17 protein-coding genes are annotated in these 22215 nt (G+C 45.1%); 5 read left to right on the top strand and 12 right to left on the bottom strand.

Annotated features, from left to right (window positions below; translation table 11 throughout):
* Window positions 1-578: 578 nt before the first annotated feature.
* From VK179_20110 to VK179_20065, 10 genes are all read right to left on the bottom strand, one after another.
* On the bottom strand, window positions 579-1466 hold the full coding sequence (locus VK179_20110) for a hypothetical protein (protein ID HLO61065.1): 888 nt from the start codon (window positions 1464-1466) through the stop codon (window positions 579-581).
* Window positions 1467-1687: 221 nt separating this feature from the next.
* The gene (locus VK179_20105; protein HLO61064.1) at window positions 1688-2662 is read right to left on the bottom strand and encodes a dihydroorotate dehydrogenase-like protein; all 975 of its coding nucleotides are present in this window, start codon (window positions 2660-2662) and stop codon (window positions 1688-1690) included.
* 313 nt (window positions 2663-2975) lie between these two features.
* Entirely contained in the window at window positions 2976-3431 is a 456-nt protein-coding gene (locus tag VK179_20100) for a hydrogenase maturation protease (GenBank protein HLO61063.1), read from the bottom strand.
* The gene (locus tag VK179_20095) at window positions 3428-4882 is read right to left on the bottom strand and encodes a Ni/Fe hydrogenase subunit alpha (GenBank protein ID HLO61062.1); all 1455 of its coding nucleotides are present in this window, start codon (window positions 4880-4882) and stop codon (window positions 3428-3430) included. Before VK179_20095 ends, VK179_20100 begins: the two co-directional genes overlap by 4 nt.
* A 12-nt stretch (window positions 4883-4894) precedes the next feature.
* Complete coding sequence (locus VK179_20090; GenBank protein HLO61061.1) at window positions 4895-5443, bottom strand: hypothetical protein; 549 nt, start codon at window positions 5441-5443, stop codon at window positions 4895-4897.
* Window positions 5444-5454: 11 nt separating this feature from the next.
* Complete coding sequence (locus tag VK179_20085) at window positions 5455-6168, bottom strand: 2Fe-2S iron-sulfur cluster-binding protein (GenBank protein HLO61060.1); 714 nt, start codon at window positions 6166-6168, stop codon at window positions 5455-5457.
* Window positions 6169-6179: 11 nt separating this feature from the next.
* Window positions 6180-7982 (bottom strand): NAD(P)H-dependent oxidoreductase subunit E, encoded by a 1803-nt coding sequence (locus tag VK179_20080; protein HLO61059.1) that lies wholly within the window; start codon window positions 7980-7982, stop codon window positions 6180-6182.
* A 483-nt stretch (window positions 7983-8465) separates the two neighbouring features.
* Entirely contained in the window at window positions 8466-9581 is a 1116-nt protein-coding gene (gene ald / locus VK179_20075; GenBank protein ID HLO61058.1) for an alanine dehydrogenase, read from the bottom strand.
* 445 nt (window positions 9582-10026) lie between these two features.
* Window positions 10027-11145 (bottom strand): hypothetical protein, encoded by a 1119-nt coding sequence (locus VK179_20070; protein ID HLO61057.1) that lies wholly within the window; start codon window positions 11143-11145, stop codon window positions 10027-10029.
* Window positions 11096-11716 carry a redox-sensing transcriptional repressor Rex gene (locus VK179_20065; GenBank protein ID HLO61056.1) on the bottom strand — a complete coding sequence of 207 codons (621 nt, stop codon included), beginning with the start codon at window positions 11714-11716 and terminating at the stop codon, window positions 11096-11098. Before VK179_20065 ends, VK179_20070 begins: the two co-directional genes overlap by 50 nt.
* A gap of 93 nt (window positions 11717-11809) precedes the next feature.
* Between VK179_20065 and hypF the strand changes: the two genes are divergently transcribed.
* The 4 genes from hypF to lnt all read left to right on the top strand — a co-directional run bounded on the left by hypF (window position 11810) and on the right by lnt (window position 17228).
* Window positions 11810-14077 carry a carbamoyltransferase HypF gene (gene hypF, locus VK179_20060; protein HLO61055.1) on the top strand — a complete coding sequence of 756 codons (2268 nt, stop codon included), beginning with the start codon at window positions 11810-11812 and terminating at the stop codon, window positions 14075-14077.
* Between the two features lie 191 nt (window positions 14078-14268).
* On the top strand, window positions 14269-14496 hold the full coding sequence (locus VK179_20055) for a HypC/HybG/HupF family hydrogenase formation chaperone (GenBank protein ID HLO61054.1): 228 nt from the start codon (window positions 14269-14271) through the stop codon (window positions 14494-14496).
* On the top strand, window positions 14493-15569 hold the full coding sequence (gene hypD / locus VK179_20050) for a hydrogenase formation protein HypD (protein ID HLO61053.1): 1077 nt from the start codon (window positions 14493-14495) through the stop codon (window positions 15567-15569). Before VK179_20055 ends, hypD begins: the two co-directional genes overlap by 4 nt.
* Window positions 15570-15617: 48 nt before the next feature.
* Window positions 15618-17228, top strand: a complete 1611-nt coding sequence (lnt, locus tag VK179_20045; protein HLO61052.1) for an apolipoprotein N-acyltransferase — start codon at window positions 15618-15620, stop codon at window positions 17226-17228.
* Here lnt and VK179_20040 read toward each other — a convergent pair.
* Window positions 17217-20516 (bottom strand): two-component regulator propeller domain-containing protein, encoded by a 3300-nt coding sequence (locus VK179_20040; GenBank protein HLO61051.1) that lies wholly within the window; start codon window positions 20514-20516, stop codon window positions 17217-17219. The two genes, lnt and VK179_20040, sit on opposite strands and share 12 nt — an antisense overlap.
* A 142-nt stretch (window positions 20517-20658) precedes the next feature.
* On the opposite strand from VK179_20040, the gene VK179_20035 reads away from it, so the two are divergent.
* Window positions 20659-21912, top strand: coding sequence for a hypothetical protein (locus VK179_20035; GenBank protein HLO61050.1), 1254 nt, complete (start codon window positions 20659-20661; stop codon window positions 21910-21912).
* A gap of 87 nt (window positions 21913-21999) precedes the next feature.
* Here VK179_20035 and xseB read toward each other — a convergent pair whose 3' ends face one another.
* Window positions 22000-22209: an exodeoxyribonuclease VII small subunit gene (gene xseB, locus VK179_20030; GenBank protein HLO61049.1), complete on the bottom strand. Its 210-nt coding sequence runs from the start codon at window positions 22207-22209 to the stop codon at window positions 22000-22002.
* Between the last annotated feature and the right edge of the window lie 6 nt (window positions 22210-22215).

The raw sequence follows: 22215 nt of genomic DNA, 5'->3' as shown, positions 1-22215 counted from the left end.
AGCCCTGACTTACTTTTTTTCTGCAGCAAAAAAAAGTAAGCAAAAAATGCCGCCGCTGCTGAAAAAATCGCTAAAAATTAATTCACTACGCTAAAAGAAAAGAACTCGTCCGCAGGAATCGGACTCAGACAGCTTTTCTTTTTTAACGCTGCGTGAATTAATTTTTTTAACGCGTTTTTTCAGAGGCGGACGTGACGGTCCCCAGGCGTAATCTCTATGTTCAATGAGGAGGATAGTCATTAACATTATCTCACCGCTTTGTTATAAATCACATACGATAATCGAAGCACCGTGGGTTGGCCGGGACAAAACGTGGAGCCGGCGTGGCGGTGAATGCTGCAAGGCATGGAATTTCTACAAACGAGCTTGCGACCGTTTGTTTGAAATTCCTGCCTTGCAGCAGAGCGCGCCGGGAGTCGTTTTGTCTGGTCTTTTCTTTGTTACTTTCTTTGTGACAGGACAAAGAAAGTAATGGGGTTCGGGGCGAAACCCCGGAAATAATCTATCTTTAAAATATCAGAGGTTGTAAAAGCCTGCGCTTATACAACCTCTGCATCATTTACAACCTCTAAAAAACTTCAGGAAATAATCTCGGCCCGAATCAGGTTAATTTGCTTGCTGATCTGGTCAACCTTCTGAAGATAGGTCTGAATTTCTTTTTTGCCTGCAGGCGAAGTGGCGTTGAAATTGCCGTCCATTTCAACCACAAACGAATCGAACACCGGCTGAAGTTCTTTCAGCTTCTGCAGGTTTTTATTAATGTCAACATCCGAGCTGTAATCATTCAGCATGTTGATCACATTGGTGAGCGACTGCTTCTGATCGGCCAGCCGTTCAATCACATCAAGGTCCTTGGTGCTTGTAGCCACATTGGCAGCAATGTGAATGGCTTCAACCCAACCGCCGAGTATAATCTGTGCTGAAGCGGCATACCTTTCATTTTCGCGCAGGTAATTGTCCGAAGCCATATACACTTCATTGGCAATAGCAATAAGAGAGTCCTTGTTATCGATATTCTTGTCGAACCGCTGAGCTGTGTTCTTGAAATAATCGGATGGAATACCCATTTCTTCTGCCATTTTCTGCATGGCATTGAAATAACGTCCCGCTGTTTCGAGCTGTTCACTTACTTTGGCATAACTCAGATCAACTGCATAAACACCCAGGTTAAGGGCTTTTTTGGAGCTGGTTACGTAATTGCTCAGCTTATCCGGACTATTCAATATATCCTGTTTGAAAACGGCACCTGACGTTTTAAAGAGAGATGACATTTCCACTGACAGGTACATATTGTAGAAAATCGGTAATCCTTCTTTCATAGTATCGATCTGGTGAACCAGTGGCTTCACTTCGCCGAGACTGATACTGTCCAATCCTTCGGTGTTGGTAGTTTTGCCGGATTTACAGGATACACCTAACACGGTGATTATCAGCAGGAACAAGCCAGCACGTAAAAGTTTCTTCATATTATCCAGATTTTCGTGAGACGCTGTATTAACGGCATTAAATCTATTAATTATTTCATTTAATTATTAACCGTTTTATCATAACTTTTGAACAATTAGTCAAATTGGAAGAAGTCTTTTAGTCAGTTAGTCAGTTAGTCTGTTAGATCAAAGCCGTCATTGCGAGGCGCATGACAATCATAAATGTATCAAGCGCCTCGCAATGACGGTATTAATCCATTCTACACCAGACTCTTCTTCATAAACTGCACCCTTTCGAAGGCGGCAGTGTTTTCATCGTTTTCAGCCACAAGGCCACGAAAGGAAGGAAGGTTTTCATACCCTTTCTGCATCATCCAGTTTTTAAGATCAGCCAGTATGTTGCTCAGGTACGACAGTCCATTCAGGTACAGAGTTGAGCAAACCTGTACCGAAGTGGCACCGGCCAGAAGCTGTTTCACCACGCCATTTGCGTCATGAATACCTGTTGCAGCAACGATTTCGGTATGAATTCTTTTTGAAACCAGGGCAATCCAGCGCAGGGACAGGGTTAATTCATGAGGTGAACTGTATACATTCTGCCCGATTACCCGAAGGTTTTCGATATCGATGTCCGGCCTGTAATAGCGGTTAAAAAGCACCAGGCTGTTCACATCAAGATTGCTGATCTTATAGATCATCCGGTAAAGGTTGGTGAAGAAATAGCCTACCTTGACACCCACAGGAATCTGGACATTCTTGCGTACCTCGTGTATGATATCGATATAGGTTTCCTCCATTTTATAACCCGTAAGATTGATGTTAGTAGGAGGAATGAAAATGTTAAGCTCAATGCCGTCTGCCCCGGCTTCGGCAATTTTTGATGCAAATGCAGGCCACTCGTTAGGAGTGACGCAGTTTATGCTTGCGATAACCGGAATGTTCACTGCTTTTTTGCACTCTTCAACGAGTTTCAGGTAAGCGGAGAGGCCGACTTCCTTAGAAAATTTGTTCACAAACTGAATGGCCTCCGGATACCAGAAAAACATGTCATCCTTGTTTTCCATTGTTGATTTGGGACTGATCATCTGCTCTTCGAAAAGCGATTTCAACACTACTGCCCCGGCGCCGTTATCTGCACAGGCTTTTACTTTCTCAGCCGTATCGGTAAGTCCCGAACTGGCAACTATCAAAGGATTGGCAATCTTAATGCCCATGAATGTTGAGGAAAGGTCCATGTGGTTTGCGGTTTGAAGTTTGATGTTTGAAGTTCGATGTTTGAAGTTTGATGTTCTTAATCGGTGTTCGGTGTTTGGTGTTTGTCTCTGGGACCTATAGGACGCATGGGACGTATAGGACATTACTGATCCCTGATCCCAAGTAAAGTTACGAATTTTTATTGTTCATATTCATGCAGAGCTAAAACCTGACAGCGTCGAAAACCTGTCAGCGTTGGTTTTTATAACGTTCAAACGCTGACAGGTCCTTTGCCAGGCGAAGTCTGTGACTTCGTCTTACCGGTAAATTTTCAAGCGTAGTTGCAAACTACGCTTAGCTCTTTAAAAACGCCTTCACAAATTCCACCGCCTTTTCAAGGTTTATTTTCGCCGGAGGGGTCATATTGTTCATGAATTCCCAGCTGTAGCCCTTGATATGAAGCAGGTAGGTATCGGGAAAACGGTTAAATGCCTCGTGGCATAAATGCAGGATAAATGCCGGTGAAACAGCATGCATGGTAAATTCTACCGAAGCCGAAGGTACAAGAGGGGAAAACAGGTAATCTGCGATATCCTCCTGTGAAGCATCGGCAAAAATTACGGTATCATAGCCTGAAATAGCTTCGGCATCTTCGAGATTGAGCTGGTAATTTGAATCGGTGACAATGCCTTTCAATCCTTCCTCAGCCGCCCATTTTTCAATCCTTTCAGCCAACAGAACACCCAGACCGTCATCCTGGCGGCCCGGGTTTCCGTATCCGTAAATGAGTATCCTTTTTTCGCTTGTCAACCCCTGTACTTCCTTTCGATCAGTTGCTCTGAAGCATTGTAAATTTCAAATTCAAGCGGCATCTTGCCCAGTGCATGTGTGGCGCAGCTCAGGCAGGGATCATAAGCCCTGATGGCCACCTCAACAGCGTTCATCATGCCTTCGGTGATCTCTTTCTTGCCTGTCATCACTTTTACTGCCACCTGGTTTACCGCAATATTCATCGGCTGGTTGTTATTGGTAGTTGAAACGATCAGGTTGGCCATGGTGATCATATCATTTTCCCCGATCTTGTAATGGTGGAACAGTGTTCCGCGGGGCGCTTCTATGAGGCCCACACCTTCGTATTTCTTTGTGCCTTTTGTCACCAGTTCGCCTTCCATCAGGTCGGGGTCATTCAGCAACTGTTTGATTTTTTCAGCGCTGTGCAGGATCTCGATTAACCTTGCCCAGTGTGCGTGCATCGGACGGTTGCTTGGCTTACCGTTATTATAGCTCCTGAACTCTTCAAATTCCTTTTGTGCCAGGGGAGTGTCAATGAAATCGGCCGTATTCAGTCGTGCCAGGGGGCCTACGGAATACCAGCCGTTTGTCTTCCCGATTTCCTTCAGGTAGGGAAATTTCATATAGCTCCATGATTTTACTTCCTCATCGATGTACTTGTTGTATTCCTGGTAATCCACATCGTGAAGGATTTTTTTCCCTTCGGTATCAACAGCCCTGAGTACACCATGATAAAGGTCGAGTGCACCGTCCTTGCGGACAAGGCTCAGGTAGCTCGACGGAAACTCGGCAAAACCATCAATGACAGCGGTGTTTTTCTTGTGATATTCCTTGAAGAATTCAAGCGCATCCTGTGCCCATCCGATCATTTTATCAATGTTCATGTATTCGTTGCCATGAAGCAGGTAGTCTCTTTCTTCTTCGGTTAGATGCTTGTTGATTCCGCCGGGAATGGCTCCGGTGCCATGAATCTTCTTACCGGCTGTGGCTTTTATCACTTCCTGCCCGTATTTGCGCATCATCACGCCCTGAACGGCCAGGTCTTTGTATTCAAGGGCCACGCCGATTACATTCCTTTTGAGCGGATCTGAATCAATGCCAAAAAGCAGGTCGGGCGAGGCGAGATGAAAGAAGTGGAGAGAATGCGACTGGAACATCTGTCCGTAATGCATTAACCTGCGCATTTTTTCACCGGTGGGAGTGAGGCCTTCCCCTGTGCCGGCTCCTACAATTACATCAAGGGCTTTGGCGGCAGCCAGGTGGTGACTTACAGGGCAGATACCGCACAAACGCTGAACAAGCACCGGCATCTCCCAATAGGGACGGCCCTGGACGAACCGTTCAAAACCACGGAATTCGACTATATGCAGACGTGTCTGTTCTATTTTTCCTTCGTTATCCAGGTGAATGGTAACTTTACCATGTCCTTCAACGCGGGTTACCGGTTCAATGGTTATCTTTTGTCCCATAGTATGCTTGATTTAATCAAATTTGACAACTTCATAAGGTAATTTCATTTCATCGCCGGTCACAAGGGCAACCAGTGCTTCCCAGATGAGATCTGCCCTTGGCGGACATCCCGGAAGGAAGTAATCGATTTTTACGATCTCGTGGCAGGGATATACCCTGTCAAGGATCATCGGCAATTCAGGATCATTGGGTATGATTCCGGCATCATTGCCAACAACTGTGGGACCGTTAAGGTATGCTTCGTTGAAACATTCTTCAATCGGAATGCCGTTACGCATAGCGGGCAATCCACCCATAATGGCGCATTCACCAACGGCTACGAGAATTCTGCAATGTTCACGGAATTCTTTCAGCACATGAACATTCTCACTGTTACAGCACCCGCCTTCAATAAGGCCGATATCGCACTTCTTCGTGAATTTCTTGATATCGTCGATGGGTGATTTGTTGAACTCGACAAGCTCAATCAGCTCCAGGATCTTTTCATCGATATCGAGCACTGACATATGGCATCCGAAACATCCGGCCAGCGATGTGGTAGCTACAATAGGTTTACTCATGGACTTGAAATTTAAATTTTAGTACTTTGCATATTCTCAATATCGCTTCCGATAGGAACTTTGTCGTATTTCCTTTCACCGATCGGCACATGGAATCCTTTTTCCTTAACAAGGATTGAACCTACAGGACAAACGTCCATGGCTTTCTGGGCGAGGTCTTCAGTAAGCTGCTTGCCGAGCTTGGGGTCAACAACCACTTCGACGCTGGCGCTGCGTTTACGGTAAGCGAAAATGCTTCTGCCGCTTTCGTCAGTGATTACCCTGATACAGCGTTTGCAAAGAATACAGCGGTTATGATCTTTTATAATCCTCGGGTGGGAAGCATCCACTGCCCTGTTGGGGAACTGGAAAGGAAAGCGGGGTACCATCATACGGAAACGGTATGCCAGCGCCTGTAATTCGCAGTTTCCGCTTTTTTCACAGGCCGGGCAGAAATGATTTCCTTCAACAAACAGCAGTTCAATAATCGATTTTCTCAGTTCATTAATGTCTGCCGATTCGTTTTCAATGTTCATGCCTTCAGCGACCGGTGTGGTGCAGGCCGTCATCAGTTTTCCGTTTACTTTAACAGTGCAAATCCTGCAGCTGCCTTTTGGCTTAACACCCGGGTAATTACACAGGGTGGGAATGAAAACACCGTTTTCGCGGGCTGCATCTACCAGGTACTGGCCCCTCGAAGCCATACATTCGGTGCCGTCTATTGTAAATCGAACAAATTGACTCATGATGGAATGTTTTAAATATTAGGAACTCTACCGGTTACTTGACACGATTCTTTAACGGCCAGGCTCAGATCGAAACCGCAATCGTATTCTTTGTTTTTCTGGATTTTCTCCTCGTACAGGTGCCTGAAATTTTTAAGGCTCGAAAGGATGGGATTGGCGGCAGTCTGCCCCAGTCCGCATCGGCTGGCCTTAAGAATTTTCCCCCATTCGACGATATCCTCGATATCCTGTTTCACCCCCCGGGCATTCAGAATTTTCAGCAGCTTATTGCGGAGAAGGGTAGGAGTGATCCTGCACGTGGAACAGCTTCCGCAGGATTCGTCAATAAAGAAATCCATAAAATTCAGAACGATATCATTGAGGATATCCCTGTGCTTACTGATGATAATCAATGATCCTCCTGTTGCAAGATCTTCATAACCAAGAATACGGTTAAATTCATTCCGGCCGATGATAGCACCCGAAGGACCTCCGACCTGAACGGCCTGAACATCCTCGCTGTGAGCACCCACCATATCAAGTATATCATTAATTGAAAACCCCCAAACCACCTCATACACACCCGGGAATTTGCAGTCGCCTGAAATACTCAGCAACTTAGTCCCGGTGGATTCAGTAGTTCCGAGCGATTTATACCATTCACCGCCATTCAGCACGACTTTTACAACGGCACAAAGCGTTTCCACGTTATTTACAACGGTAGGCATGTCGAGATAGCCTTTCTCAACCGGGAAGGGCGGTCTGTCGCGCGGTTCACCGCGTTTGCCTTCGGCTGACTCAATGAGGGCTGATTCTTCGCCGCAAACATAAGCGCCAGCACCGAACTGGATACGGATATCAAAGTTAAAACCCTTCTTACCCTGGATATTTTTACCCAGGTAATTGGCGTCGCGGGCCATCTGCAGTATCGATTCGAGATGGGCCTGGAGGTACTTGTATTCATGGCGGATATAGAGGATACCTTCCGTAGCTCCGATGGCATACCCGGCAATTACCATTCCTTCAAACAGAAGCCTGGGTCTTTCGGTAAGGATCACACGGTCCTTGAATGTTCCGGGCTCACCTTCATCGGCATTGCAGAAGATGTATTTCTTTTCACCCTTGGCATTACGGCCAAATTCCCATTTGAGTCCTGTAGGAAAGCCTGCTCCGCCGCGTCCGCGCATGTTTGATTTTTTTACTTCCTCAATTACCTGCTCGGGTGTCATTTTAATGAGCTTGTCGATGGCCTGGCCGGCAGTGAAAGTTCTTTCAAGCACGGGACCGATTTTGCGGATGTTATTGGACACAACCGATTTGATCAGGTCAGAGCGGTTTTCGCCGTCACCCCAGTCCTGCACGAACATATCGTTCACGCTCTTTCCTTCACGGATATCGCGTACAATTTCTTTGGCCCTGAAAGGGGTAAGCCTTGTGAAGATCTGATTATTGATGATGGCGGCCGGTTCCTGGTCGTTCATGCCGATGCAGGCAGTCTCGAAGAGCCCTACAAGCCCGTCGGGTGTGACTTCACCGAATTTAATACCCAGTTCCTTCATGAAGGCAGCGGCAACGTCATTCCGCCCCATCATATTGGCCACAGCGCTATTGTTTAAATAGATGTGATACTTTCCTGTCGGTTTCTGTGAAAAGAAATGATAAAACGAGATGGTCTGGTCAACGTCGACTTCCGACATGCCCAGCTCGTCCGCAATTTGAACGGTGATTTCACGGGGAATAAAGCCAAACTCATTCTGGACATCGATGAGGATGTCCATGAGCCGGGTTTTATCTTTCCCGTATTTCTCCAAGATTCTTTGAGCTCCGGTTTTCATAGTACACGTATTAATTGAGACAGTATTGTTACTTAATGTCGCTTTTGCTCTATTTATCTGTTATTCAAAACACAGCGCTTTTAAAAAGGCCTACGCTAAAGGGTTTTAAAAGCTGTTAATTAATTCACAACTAAAAATAGTTATCAAAACTCATTTTACCAAATGAAAAACGAAATTTAGAATGAGTTTAAGAACCGGTATTAATGAATTGACAAAGAGAAGGTAAAGCAAATTTTTGGCTTAGTGCCTGAGAAAAATCATATCATGCCAGAATCAGTGAAATTGACCGGATTACAAGAATAGTGTGAAGGAATGTTTTGAAAAAGAAAAGAATCTGTTAATATATTAACAAATAAAAGACCTGACAGCGCCCGGCCGGACAAGTCAGCGTCTGAAAAATCATATATCAGCGCTGACAGGTCTTCGACGCTGTCAGGTTGATATATAAAAAAAAAGAGCCCCGCTTTTGGCGGGGCTGGACACTTATTTTAATAAGCTGTCTATGGGGACGCAAGGCATGTTGAATGCCTTTGAAACGTTTTCATACACAAGTTTGCCCTGGTAGACATTGATACCGAGTTTCAACGCCCGGTTTTTCAATGCTGCTTTTTCAAGTCCGTTTTCGGCGATCAGCAATCCATAAGGCAAAGTGGCACTTGTAAGCGCCTTTGTGGATGTGAGTGCCACTGCACCAGGCATGTTAGCAACGCCGTAGTGAACGATCCCGTCAATCACATAAACCGGGTTGTCATGAGTTGTCGGTTTGATGGTTTCAACACAACCACCCTGGTCAACGGCTACGTCAACGATAACGGCGCCTTTCTTCATGATGGACAGATGTTCGCGTTTTACCAGTGTCGGAGCCTTGGCACCGGGAAGGAGAACTGCCCCGATGATCAGGTCGCATTCTCTCAGTATTTTTTCAATATTGGCATCTGTGCTGTACAATGTGGTTACCCGTGATCCGAAGATATCATCAAGGTAAGCCAGCCGGCGTGCACTTATATCGAGTATGGTAACTTCAGCACCCATTCCTGTTGCAATCTTGCAGGCGTTTGTACCTACTACACCGCCGCCGATAATGCCAACCTTTCCGCGCTCAACACCCGGAACACCGCCAAGAAGAACGCCACGGCCGCCAAATGTCTTTTCAAGAAATTTTGCACCTTCCTGAACTGAAAGCCGGCCGGCGATTTCACTCATCGGCTGCAGACAGGGCAGTTGTCCGTCTTCGGTTTCGATGGTTTCATAAGCAACACCCTTAATACCTGCTTTAAGCATGGCATCAGTCAGGCGCTTGTCAGCTGCCAGGTGAAGATAGGTGTACAGGATCTGATCCTTGTGAAATAATTCATACTCCTCGGGAAGCGGTTCCTTTACCTTAATGATCATGTCGCAGGAGTCGAAAATCTTTTTGCGGTCTTCTTCAATCTTTGCTCCTGAAGCCAGGTATTCGATATCAGTAAAACCGGCAGCTTCACCGGCATTCTGCTGTATAATAACTTCATGACCCCGCGAAACATAGGATTTTACATCCGAAGGTGTAAGTCCCACGCGGTATTCATGCGTCTTTATTTCCTTAAGGCATCCGATCTTCATGTTGCTAATGTTAGTGATTAAGCAATTAAGTGATTAAGTGATCAGGTAAAAAACCTTAGCACTTAGGCAAAATAAGACAAGCGCTGCAAATAAAGCTATGATTTTGGTCAGGAAGAAAACTGAGTTTAGTCTGTTAGTCTGTTGGTCTGTTAGTCTGTAGTCCGTAGTCTGTTAGTAATTAAGTAATAAGGAGGTTAAGGCCTAAGAGATTTTTCTGAAATCAAAAATCAGTGTTCGGTGTTCGGTGTTTTTAGGCTATTAGGTTATTAGGCTATTAGGCTATTCGGCAGTTAGTGAACTTCCTAATCGTCAATAGTATTCCTTTCCATTCTTCATCTTTTCATTTTTTCATTCTTCATTCTTTCATTCTTCATTCTTCATTCCTGGGACCTATGCGACTTATGGGACATATGGGACCGCAGGCATCCAGCATCCAGCATCCAGCTCAATACTTCTTCCCCCTATAGTACACATTATTATTATTCATCCCCTTATTCACAACTATCACGTCGCGGTAGAGATTGGTCTCTTCGGCGATGTCGTAGGTAAGCACTTTGGATTCCCCGGCTGAGAAAACTTTCACATTCCGATTCACATCACGGTAAACAATGGTGCTCCATTCGGCCTTGAAATCGCCGGGAGTGAAACTTTCAAGGGTATAGAATTGGTCGTTATACCATACTTTAAAATATCCCTGTTCGCCATATATGACCATTCCGTTAACCACCCTGTAGAAATCGGGTTTAAATGAGCTGATTGTAACCACATCACCCTCCGTGAATACTTTAAAGGAGCCGGTGTTATCAATATAGGCCACAATCCCGTCGCCAACCTGGTACGAAGCAGGAGGAAAATCTTCGACATCATATATTTCACCTTTCAGAAACACGCGCATTTTCTGGTCACCCTGGTTCACCCAGGCTACGACATCCCTGCCGGTTTTGAAACTTCCTCCTGAAATGAACGGTTCGATCTCACGGTTTTCTCCACCGTAAAATATCTTAAAATCTTTAGTCCGTGATGAAACGTAAGCAACCAGGTTACTGCCGGTCCGGAACTGGTTTGCTGGTGATCCGGCAAGGCCGTCTTCAAGCATATGAATTTCACCTTTATAATATACAGCAAGCAATTGTTGTGAGACATCATAAAATGTAACCAGGCTGTCTTCCGCCGCCCAGGTAACCGAATTTGTACTCACTGTAAATACCCTGCCGTTATCGATGATCCGCACAATGCCTCCGATTGAGTATACTGCCAGATAGTCCTTAGCTATATATTTGGTTGGATTGCTTACTTCAAGTTCAGAGACCTGACCATTGTGGTACATTTTAAGATGATTCCTGTTATCCACGTATAACAGGCAATTGCCGCCGACGCTGAAGCTGTTTACCGGCAGGTATTCGGCTTCGGTAAGTTTTCCCCTGTCGAAAATATGAAATTTATCCTGGTTGTCGTGGAATGCCGCCAGTTGGGCATTTGCAGCAGCTGTTGCAAAAAGGAGTAATGCGGTGAAGTTAATCCATGATGAAAAAACCGATTTCTTCAAGCGAAGTGATGATGTCATAATCTTTTAAATAAATTCCGGGTGGAACATCAAGATGCACTGATGTAAAGTTAAGAATTCCCCGGATTCCCGACTGGATTAACATATTGGCTGTATTTACGGCAGCTTCGGGAGGTACAGTGAGTATGGCAATATGAATATCCTGCTTTTTTATGATTTTAAGCGCACTCCTGAGACTGTAGCAATGAACGCCTGCAAACTCGGTCCCGATTTTTACAGGATCAATATCAAAGGCAGCCACCACATGCATTTTGGTGTTGGCCTTACGGATGAAGCCCAAAACTGCTTTACCCAGGTTCCCGATGCCCACAATGGCCACTTTATGGCCTTCCTGCCTGTCGATTGTTTCGCCAATGAGTGAAATGAGCGACCTGATGTTATATCCCTTGCGGTTATTACCGCTGATTCCAATCAGCATGAGGTCACGCCGTACCTGTTCGGGCGTCAGATTCAGCATGGCAGCCAGCTTATGCGAGTGAATATGCGCATCCTCCATATCCTTGTACCTGTCGAGCAGCCTGCGGTATTTGCTCAGTCTTTCAACGGTTCTCGATGGCAATTTTGAATTCATACGGGCTTTTGGTCGTGTTAAATATAGGTTTAATATATCTAAAATTTGTTACTTTTAACATGACCGGCTTAAATATTGTTATTTTTTTCACATTTGAATTCTGATTATTCGAATCATTTTATTGCCCTTACCATTCACATCAAGGGACTGGTTCAGGGAGTGGGGTTCAGACCGTTTGTATACCGCCTGGCCAGGGAACATCATTTAAACGGGTGGGTTGTAAATGGCACCGATGGAGTGACAATCAAAGTTGAAGGGGCCGCCGGCAACATGGCTCCTTTTGTTGAAAACCTGAGGAACAAAGCGCCCGTTGTATCTGAAATTGATGAAATTCTTGTTGACCAGGATTTACCGGAAGGTGTAAACGGATTTTACATCCTGGCCAGCCAGGACATGACGGATGAAACGTCTGAGATCAGTCCGGATATTGCAGTTTGCAACGAGTGCCTGGCCGACATGAAAACTCAGCCGCATAGGGTTTCCTATGCATTTATTAACTGTACCAACTGCGGGCCGAGGTTTTCGATTATAAAGGACTTTCCGTATGACAGGGCCAAAACTACCATGGCGCCGTTTGTTTTGTGTGAAAAATGTAACAATGAATACACTGAGATAACCGACAGACGTTTTCATGCACAGCCTGTTGCATGCAATGACTGTGGTCCGCAATACATACTTTATACAGCCGGAAAATCGCATCAGGATATTCATACTATTATATCAGCAACAGCACAATGCCTTGCAAACAATGGTATTGTAGCCATAAAGGGAACCGGTGGATTTCACCTGATGTGTGATGCACTTAATGAAAAGGCGGTTGATGCGCTCAGGGCCCTTAAAAAGCGGGAAGGGAAACCTTTTGCCGTCATGTTCCGCGACCTGCAAACCTTAAAGGATTATGCACACGTTTCTGATGAGGAGGCCGCAACGCTTGAATCATGGCGGCGACCGATTGTTATTCTTCATATTAAAAAAGAAATGTGCCATGGAATCGGTAAGGGACTCGACACACTGGGTGCTTTTCTTCCGTATATGCCTTTTCATTACCTGCTTTTTGAAAAGCTTACCACTCCTGCCATAGTTCTTACCAGCGGGAACCTGGCCGATGAGCCGATCATCATTGACAATGAAAAAGCAATAAAGGAGTTTTCAGCGCTTACAGATGCTCTGGTTACATATAACCGCGATATTTATAACAGGACCGATGATTCGGTTGTCCGGTTGATTTCTGGAAAGGAGAGGGTTCTCCGGCGGTCCAGGGGATATGCGCCATCGCCTGTCAGGTTGGGATTTTCGGTCGACGGTATCATGGGCACAGGTGCTGAACTGTCGAACTGCTTCTGCATCGGGAAGTCCAACAGGGCCTATCTCAGCCAGCATATCGGCGATCTGAAAAACCATGAAACACTTGAGTTTTATGAGGAATCGGTTAAAAGGTTCAGTCAGTTGTTCAGGGTGAGACCTCATCTTATGGCTTCGGATCTGCATCCTGATTATTTGTCAACCCGCTTTGCTGATAAATCAAGACTTGATGTGATCCGTGTACAGCACCATCACGCTCACATTGCTTCGTGTATGGCTGAGAACGGACTGGATGACCAGGTGATCGGCGTTGCCCTTGACGGTACCGGATACGGAACCGATGGCAAAATATGGGGAAGTGAATTCATGGTTTGCGATTTTGAGCAGTTTGAACGTAAGGCGCATTTCAGGTATATGCCAATGCCCGGCGGCGACAGGGCGGCAGAACAACCGTGGCGGATGGGACTATCCCTTCTCTGGCAGGCATTTGGTGAAGAAATGGTAACATTGGATCTGCCATTATTCAGGGTTCCTGATGAAAAAACATGCCGGAATGTAATTGAATCGATCCGCAAGAATATCAATTGTCCGCTTACCTCAGGTGCAGGACGGCTGTTTGATGGCATTGCAGCCATAACAGGGATTTGCATGAAATCAATGTTTCATGCCGAAGCGCCGATGAGGCTTGAATCAGCGATTAAAAGGGGAACCGAAAGCTATTATGATTTTGAAACCGGAGATAGCATTTCTTTCATTCCGGCAATAAAGCAAATTGTGAATGACGTGGTGCATCATGTTGATCCGTGTGTTATTTCGGCCCGGTTTCACAATACTATAGTTGATGCCTCTATGAAAACGGTGTTGAAAATAGCATCTGAAACTGGTATCGAAAAAGTCGCTCTTTCCGGTGGTACCTTTCAGAATAAATACCTGCATGAAAGGCTTGAATCCAGGCTGGTTGAAAATGGACTGACCGTTTATACTCATTCCAGAGTTCCCTGTAATGACGGTGGGGTGGCGCTGGGGCAGGTGGTGGTGGCTGGTAGAATGAAAGAATGAAAGAATGAAGGAATAAAAGAATGAAAGAATGAAGAAATGATAGGAGAGAACGGCAGAGGCTAAGCGTAGTTTGTAACCATGCTTGATTTTTTTTCTAATTTTACAATGAAGAAGTCACAGACTTCGCCTGGCAAATCTGAACATCTGAACATCTAAACATCTAAACCCCTAAACATCTAAACAGCTAAAAAATGTGCTTAAGCATACCCGCGAAAATATTAACCGTTGACGGAAACACAGCCGAGGCTTCCGTGGGAGGAGCCGTTGTGAAAACCAGCCTGCACCTTGTTGACGATGTAAGACCGGGCGATTATGTTTTAATTCACACCGGTTTTGCCCTTCAAAAAATCAGTGAAGAAGAAGCCATTGAAACCATCCGGCTGATTGAAGAAATGGAATCAGAGAAAAATATACAATGAAGTATATCGAAGAATTCCGTAACCGTGAACTGGTTAACACCCTTGTAAAGGCTATTGCCAATAAATCGACAAAGCCTTTACGGATTATGGAAGTGTGCGGCGGGCACACAATGGCCATACGGAAATTCGGGATTCAGCATTTATTGCCTCCCCAAATTGAACTGTTGTCAGGTCCCGGCTGCCCTGTGTGTGTAACAAACCGTACTGCAATCGACAGAGCTATTGCCCTTGCATCACTGCCTGAAACCATTATCACAACCTATGGTGACCTCATCCGTGTTCCGGGGTCCGCATCGAGCCTGAACCAGGAAAAAGCATTTGGGAAAGACATACGGATCGTATATTCGACAATGGATGCGCTTGAAATCGCCAGGGCCAATCCCGGTAAAAATATTATCTTTCCGGGTATAGGTTTTGAAACCACCACACCCTCCAGTGCCGTGGCACTGATCGAGGCGCAATCCCAAAAATTAGATAATTTCTTTCTGCTTTCCATGCACAAAATAATGCCGCCGGCCATGGCAGCACTCATCGACCAGGGTGTGAAGATCGACGGCTATATCGGTCCCGGCCATGTTACCACCATTGCCGGTGCTGATATGTACAGGCCGCTCGTTGATAAATATGACATTTCGGTTGTGATTTCAGGCTTTGAGCCGGTTGATCTGCTTCAATCGGTTTATATGCTGGTGTCAATGGCTGAAGAAGGCCGCCATGGTGTGGATATTCAATACAGAAGGGCTGTTACCGATAAGGGTAATTCCAAAGCCATGCAAATTGTGAACAGGGTATTTGAACCGTGTGATGATGAATGGCGGGGTCTGGGACTGATTCCTGGCAGCGGTCTCAAAATAAAACCGGAATTCAGCAACCATGATGCTTCAGAACATTTCAGTATTAATACACCACCGGCCCATGAACCCGCAGGATGTCTCTGCGGAGAAGTGCTGAGGGGATTAAAGAAACCCATCGACTGCAAATTGTTTTCCACCGTATGCACACCGGCCAATCCCATCGGCGCCTGCATGGTGTCAGGCGAGGGAGCCTGCCAGGCATATTTTAATTATCGTTAGGGAACAATGGTTTGGTAGTTTATCTATATTTGTGCCTTTCAAACAAATATGAGCCAAAGCAAGCGGATTCTTTTTTCTGTATTTACCGGCCTGTTACTTTCACCGGCCTGGTATACATGGGGTCACGGACTATTCTTACTTGTAGCTTTAATTCCGTTATTACTTGTAGAAGATTACCTGGATGAACATAAAAAGGAGTTTACCTCGGGAACTTTTTTCAGGTATTCGGCTCTTGCCTTTGGCATATGGAATACATGCACAACATGGTGGATATTTAACGCCACGGCTGTAGGTGTAGTGGTCGCCGTTTTTATTAATACACTCATGTGGTCGGTTGTGATGTGGTTGTTTCATGTCGTCAAACGCCGTATGGGCCCCCAGATAGGATACTTCAGCCTTATCCTTTTCTGGATTTCATGGGAGTACCTGTATCACAACAGTGAAATATCATGGCCATGGCTTTCGCTGGGAAATGGCTTCGCTTACAATGTGAAATTCATTCAATGGTATGAGTTTACCGGTATACTTGGCGGTTCCTTGTGGATTCTTGTGGTTAACCTACTGCTATATAATCTTATCCGCAGCTACAGGATGAACATTTCGTCGAGGCGGATAATGGCGCAGATTATTCTTGTGACCGCTATAGCTGCCGTTCCTGTAATTATATCCTTTACCATTTTCTATAATTATAAAGAAAAGCCCGATCCCAAAACCGTTGTGGTTATTCAACCGAATATCGATCCTTACCGGAAATTTGTTTCAATACCCAGTATTGAGCAAACGCAGACACAGCTAAACGAAGCTTCGAAAATTGCGGATTCATCAGTTGATTATTTCATTGCTCCTGAAACTTCGATCAATAACAATATCTGGCTGAACAAAATTGAAGAGGTGCCCGATATTCAGATGATCAGGCAGTTCCTCAAAAAGTATCCTAAGGCTTCATATGTACCGGGAATACAATGCTATAAGGCGTTTTTTCCGGGTGATAAAATATCGGACAATGCCCGTGACCTGCCTGGAACCGATCTGAAATACGAATCGTTCAATGCGGCCATCCAAATAGATTCTACATTAAATGTACCTGTGTATTTTAAATCAAAACTGGTTGCCGGGGTTGAAACCATGCCGTATGCCAAATACCTTAAATTCCTTGAAGGTCTTACACTTAAGCTTGGCGGAACATTCAGGGGATGGGGAAGACAGGATTACAGGGGCGTGTTCTTTTCTGCCACCGATTCAACGGGTGTAAGTCCCGTAATCTGCTATGAGTCGGTTTACGGTGAATTTGTCACCGGGTACGTAAAAAATGGCGCCAACCTTTTATTTGTAATTACTAATGACGGCTGGTGGGGAGATACACCCGGCTATCATCAGCATAATTCTTTATCATCGCTGCGAGCCATTGAAACCAGGCGAAGCATTGCCCGGTCTGCAAACACAGGTATCTCCGGAATCATCAACCAGCGTGGTGAAGAAATTCAATCACTGGGCTGGTGGAAGAGGGGCGCCATAAAAGGAACACTAAATGCAAATGACCGTCTGACCTTCTACGTCAGGCATGGAGATTATATTGGCCGTTCAGCATCTGCATTTTCGGTTATCATTTTATTACTTCTTGCAGTAAGAATACTGACTACAAAGAAATCAGGAGCCTGAGCCCTGTTTTGATTTTGCCAGCGCAGTCTCCAATTCTTTAATCCGGGCTTCTTTTCGTTCCATTTGCTCAATAAGTCCCTTTTCACGACGTTGTGTTTCTTCCTGGGTTGCCAGCAGTTCTTCCATGTTTTGCCGCATCTCTTCCTCCTGGGCTTTCAGTTCTTCAGCCTGCACATTATTTTGTTCAAGCATATGACTGGCTTTCTCGTTGGCTTTTATAATGGTTATTATGGAAGCCAGCGATTCGGCAGCCTTTTCAATTAGCTTTACTTTAACGTCACCCAGTTTTTCTGTCGAAGCAATTTCAATAACACCCACGCAGTCGCTGTCGAGCATTATCGGCACAAAAACGGCGTAATGCAGGGAAATGCTCCCCAATCCTGATTTCATCACAATGAATCCTTCAGGAAGATTATCAAACTGAAGCGTTTGTTTGTCAACAAAGCAGGCGCCGACATTTCCTTCACCCGGTTCAAAAGAAAAATGGATATTTTTTTCAGAGCTCAGACAGAATTCGCCTGTTGCCCTGAGAACAGGGTTATGCGGATCGGAATCATCAAGCACGAATATCCCACCGGCAGATGCATTTATATAACGGATCAACTCTGAAATAATGGCGCCGGAAAGTTCCTCAAGATTACGCCTTTTACGGGCTATGATTTCACTCAGTTTTGCCACACCCTCAGTCTGGAAACGTATATCTTTTTCCCCCTCGTTTCTCCTCTTTATTTCTTCTTCATGTTCTTCCACTTTCCTTGTCTTGCTTTTCAACTCGGCCTGAGCCTCCTCAATTTTCTGTTCGAGGATGATCTTATCCTGTTTGGTTTGTTTCTCACGCCACCGGATAAACCAGATAATGCCAAGCACTATGGCAATGATATATAACGCAATACTTAATTTGGTTACATACCAGGCCGGGCGCACCCGGATGATCAGCTGTCGCGGTGTATCCATCCAAACACCGTCGCTGTTGGATCCTTTCAGCAGGAAGGTGTACTTTCCCGGATCAAGGTTTGTATAGGTCACAAACCGGCGGTTTCCTGCCTGTATCCAATTCTCGTCAAATCCTTCGAGCTTATACATGAATTTATTCTTCGACGGTGAGTTGTAGTCAAGGGAGGCAAACTCAATCGTGAAAACCGATTGCTTATGATGAAGCTTAATATACGAAGTGTAATTAATGTGTGCTTTCAATGGTGATCCCTTTGCGCCGGGGACGGCTGATTCGTTCAATACCTTGAAATCGGTAAAAACCACATCCGGTTTGATTGAGCTTTCTTTTATGCTATCCGGATGAAATATGGTGAGTCCGTTCACTCCTCCGAAAAGCATTCTTCCGTCATCAAGCGTAAATTGCGCATTGTACTTGAATTCATTGCCCTGGATTCCCTGTGATTTGTCAAACAATTCCACAGCTCCGGTTGCAGGATTGAATTTCATCAGACCTTTTGTAGAACTGATCCACAGATTGTCATGACTGTCTTTTAACATTCCCTGCAGCGCATCGGATGACAGGCCGTCATTCCGGGTGTAAAGTTTAAATGAATCCGTTTCTGTGTCCAGCCGGTTTAATCCTCCTCCGTTGGTCGCAATCCAGGCATACTTACCAATAAAAATGACGGATTTGACGTCATTATAAGAAAGCGAATTTTTATTGCCCGGGTCATTGATAAGATTCTTCTTTTCCTGCTTGTTCGGATCAAGGATACAAAGCCCTCCGTTTTCAGAGCAAAGCCACATCCTTTTTTGCGAATCCTCATTAATCGACATTACCGAGTTTGAACAGGAGAAAGGGTACCCGTCGCCTGTCGAAAAGTTCTTAATGGTCCCGGTTACCGGGTTATATAATCCGTAACCTGATCGGAGATCAGAAAACCAGTATTCGCCGTTGCTGTTTTTAAAGAAAGTCCATACATGATCGCTTTCTAGTCCGTTCTGAGAATTATACGACTTTATAACTCTGCGGTTTTCGGGGTTGAAAACCATCAATCCGCCGGCATAGGTTCCCAGGAGAAGGTTTCCATCCGGATCTTCGGTTATGGCAAGGATTACATCAGATGTGAGTGTTCCCGGGGTTCCGGTTTTTTTCCGGATATGGTCAAATATACCGGTAAGCGGGTTAAACAAACTCAGGCCGCCGCCATCCTGACCGATCCAGATTCTTCCCTGTGAATCTTCGAAAATAGCCGTGACAACTTCCCTGTTAATGGATGACGGATTGAACGGATTATGGCTGTATGATTCGAATTTCTCCTTATTTCTTTTCCAAACGCTGATGCCGGCACCAAAATGACCAATCCAGATGTTCTTATCCTTGTCCTGGAACATCTTCGTAATGGCATTGCTGGCTACCGAATATTTATTTTTGGTGTCCATCATCAGGTACTGCACTTCCCCCGAAAGAGGATTATAAATATTAATACCTCCCCCGTCTGTCCCAATCCAGATTTCATTGTCGTTTATGATAAGTACACCGGTTCGGATATTTTCCTGGTTCAACTCTTTTTCTTTTTTATCCAAAAGCTTACAATCGCCAGTTTCCGGGTTGTAAATATGCACTCCTGAAAATTCAGACGTTATGTAGAGCACTCCTCTGGAGTCGGCACGAATGCATTTGCTGTTATTCTGGCCGGGGTAAGCCAGTTTATAGGGCCGCTCAACGAAAGAATCGTTTTTCCGGTCGTATTCATAAAGCGGATCTGCAGCCACAGCAACAAACAGCCGGTTGTCTTTACCAAGACATACATTGTAAACCAGGGTGTTTCCGAGTGATCTGCTGTTTCCCGGATCGCTTATATAGGTTTTAAAAATATTCTTTTTTGGTAAATAATGAACAAGCCCTTTCATTGTTGAAAACCATAGTGTGCTGTCGGAATCGACAACAATGTTGTACACCCGGCCGCCATGGAATGCGTTGGGATCATCCATGTTAACAGGGATGCGGGTCATCCGGTCCTTAACCGGATCATATATATTCAGGCCCTCGGTACCAATCCAGAGTTTACCGGTTTTGTCCTCAGCCATGCAATATACCCAGTTTGAAAACAGGCTTTGCGGATTATTACGTTCGCTGCGGTAAACAGTGAACTGAATGCCGTCATATCGGTTCAGGCCGTCATGCGTGCCAAGCCATAAATAGCCGTGACTGTCCTGGAATATTTCTTCTACAATACCCTGTGAGAGGCCGTCATCAACGGTGAGGTATTCAAATTTGACCTTGGAAATGTCAGTTGAGAATAAACGCGTCAATAGCACCAGACAAAACATAACACTAATCAATCGCTTCATTTCAGCATATTTTGAGTGGATGATCCTTTATACTATAAATTATTTGAAAGGTTTCAACATAAGCCGCCTGTCTGAAGCCGGTTACAGGTTGATACTCAAAATATTTTACTACTTTTAATACACCATACTAATTATTCATGGAATGAAAACAACCGGGATAATCCTCACGACTCTGCTTATGATGTTGAGCTTTTACGGCATCAGCCAGGAATTCAAGCCGAATTATGATGAAGCAAAAATGCCTCCTTATAAGTTACCGGATCCGCTTGTTTTTGAAGACGGAACCCCTGTTAAAGACAAGGAAAGCTGGCAGAAACGCAGAGCTGAACTTTTAAGAATCTTTGAAAAAGAAGAATATGGTGTGAGTCCTGCCTGGAAAGGGAAAATAACGGCCACAGAACTGGCTTCGAACCCGGATGCCTTCTCAGGGATGGGTGTAATGAAACAGGTTAAGCTTACACTCATCAATGGAAGCAAACATCATTCGATGAATCTCCTGATGTATCTTCCAAAAAAAACGGGAAAAATACCTGTTTTCCTGGGTTATAATTTCAACGGGAATTATACGGTAACCGATGATCCGAAAATTATTGCAGAAAACATCTGGGACATTGAAGGAGAAAAGGTGCAACAGGTAAAAGCCGCTGACAGCGACAGGGGCAGTTCATATAACAACTGGCAGGTTAAAGAGATCCTTTCACGCGGATATGGACTTGTTACCCTGTATTATTGTGATGCGGACCCGGATTTTAATGACGGGTTCAAAAACGGGGTTCATTCGCTATATGACTGGAAAAGGGATTCCTCTTCATGGGGAAGTATTGCTGCATGGGCTTGGGGACTGTCGCGTGTGCTGGATTATCTTGAAACGGTTCCCCAAATCGATTCAAAGAAGGTGATAGTTATGGGTCATTCGCGACTCGGCAAGGCTGCCTTATGGGCCGGCGCTACCGATCAGCGCTTTGCGATGGTGATCTCCAATAATTCAGGTTGCGGCGGAGCCGCCCTGTCAAAAAGGATTTACGGTGAAACGGTTGGCAGGATCAACACGGTATTTCCGCACTGGTTTTGCGACAACTACAATAAATATAATGAAAAGGAAGACAAATTGCCTGTGGATCAGCACGAATTGCTTGCGCTAATAGCACCCAGGCCGCTTTATGTGGCCAGTGCAGAAGATGACCAGTGGGCTGACCCCAAAGGTGAATTCCTTTCCTGTGTGGCGGCTTCACCGGTTTATCAATTGCTGGGTAAGGAAGGGCTTCCTGTGACTGAGATGCCGGCTGTTAATTCACCGGTATCAGGAACAATAGGTTACCATATCCGCTCGGGTGGCCATGATGTGAAACTGTATGACTGGCAGCGGTATTTGGATTTCGCGGACAAACTCAGGTGAATGGTGACTGGTAAGTCCCTAACGTCCCTAACACCGATCACCGATCACCGATTTACGATTTAAGAAGTTTACTAGCAGCCTAACGGACTAATTCTCCTCCGTCTCCATATCCTTCAGCACCTGTTCGATTTCGCGGGAGGTATTGAAGAGTTTGGCTTTGCATATTTTCAGCAATTCCGAAGCTTCCTTAACCCGCGTTGCCAGTTCATCCACGTCAAGTTCACCGGTTTCAATCTGTTCAAGAATAGCATCTATCCGGGCAATTGCTTCTGTATAGGAAGGTGTCTTTTCTGCCATATTTCC

This window comes from Bacteroidales bacterium (assembly GCA_035299085.1).
Lineage (GTDB): Bacteria > Bacteroidota > Bacteroidia > Bacteroidales > UBA10428 > UBA5072.
Note: the sequence above shows the minus strand (reverse complement) of the source record. Positions and strands in the feature narration are given on the sequence as shown.

Coding starts and splice junctions, on each gene's coding strand:
- VK179_20110 (HLO61065.1), bottom strand. CDS start 1,466: ATGAAGAAACTTTTACGTGCTGGCTTGTTCCTGCTGATAATCACCGTG.
- VK179_20105 (HLO61064.1), bottom strand. CDS start 2,662: ATGGACCTTTCCTCAACATTCATGGGCATTAAGATTGCCAATCCTTTG.
- VK179_20095 (HLO61062.1), bottom strand. CDS start 4,882: ATGGGACAAAAGATAACCATTGAACCGGTAACCCGCGTTGAAGGACAT.
- VK179_20090 (HLO61061.1), bottom strand. CDS start 5,443: ATGAGTAAACCTATTGTAGCTACCACATCGCTGGCCGGATGTTTCGGA.
- VK179_20085 (HLO61060.1), bottom strand. CDS start 6,168: ATGAGTCAATTTGTTCGATTTACAATAGACGGCACCGAATGTATGGCT.
- VK179_20080 (HLO61059.1), bottom strand. CDS start 7,982: ATGAAAACCGGAGCTCAAAGAATCTTGGAGAAATACGGGAAAGATAAA.
- ald (HLO61058.1), bottom strand. CDS start 9,581: ATGAAGATCGGATGCCTTAAGGAAATAAAGACGCATGAATACCGCGTG.
- VK179_20070 (HLO61057.1), bottom strand. CDS start 11,145: ATGACATCATCACTTCGCTTGAAGAAATCGGTTTTTTCATCATGGATT.
- VK179_20065 (HLO61056.1), bottom strand. CDS start 11,716: ATGAATTCAAAATTGCCATCGAGAACCGTTGAAAGACTGAGCAAATAC.
- VK179_20055 (HLO61054.1), top strand. CDS start 14,269: ATGTGCTTAAGCATACCCGCGAAAATATTAACCGTTGACGGAAACACA.
- hypD (HLO61053.1), top strand. CDS start 14,493: ATGAAGTATATCGAAGAATTCCGTAACCGTGAACTGGTTAACACCCTT.
- lnt (HLO61052.1), top strand. CDS start 15,618: ATGAGCCAAAGCAAGCGGATTCTTTTTTCTGTATTTACCGGCCTGTTA.
- VK179_20040 (HLO61051.1), bottom strand. CDS start 20,516: ATGAAGCGATTGATTAGTGTTATGTTTTGTCTGGTGCTATTGACGCGT.
- VK179_20035 (HLO61050.1), top strand. CDS start 20,659: ATGAAAACAACCGGGATAATCCTCACGACTCTGCTTATGATGTTGAGC.
- xseB (HLO61049.1), bottom strand. CDS start 22,209: ATGGCAGAAAAGACACCTTCCTATACAGAAGCAATTGCCCGGATAGAT.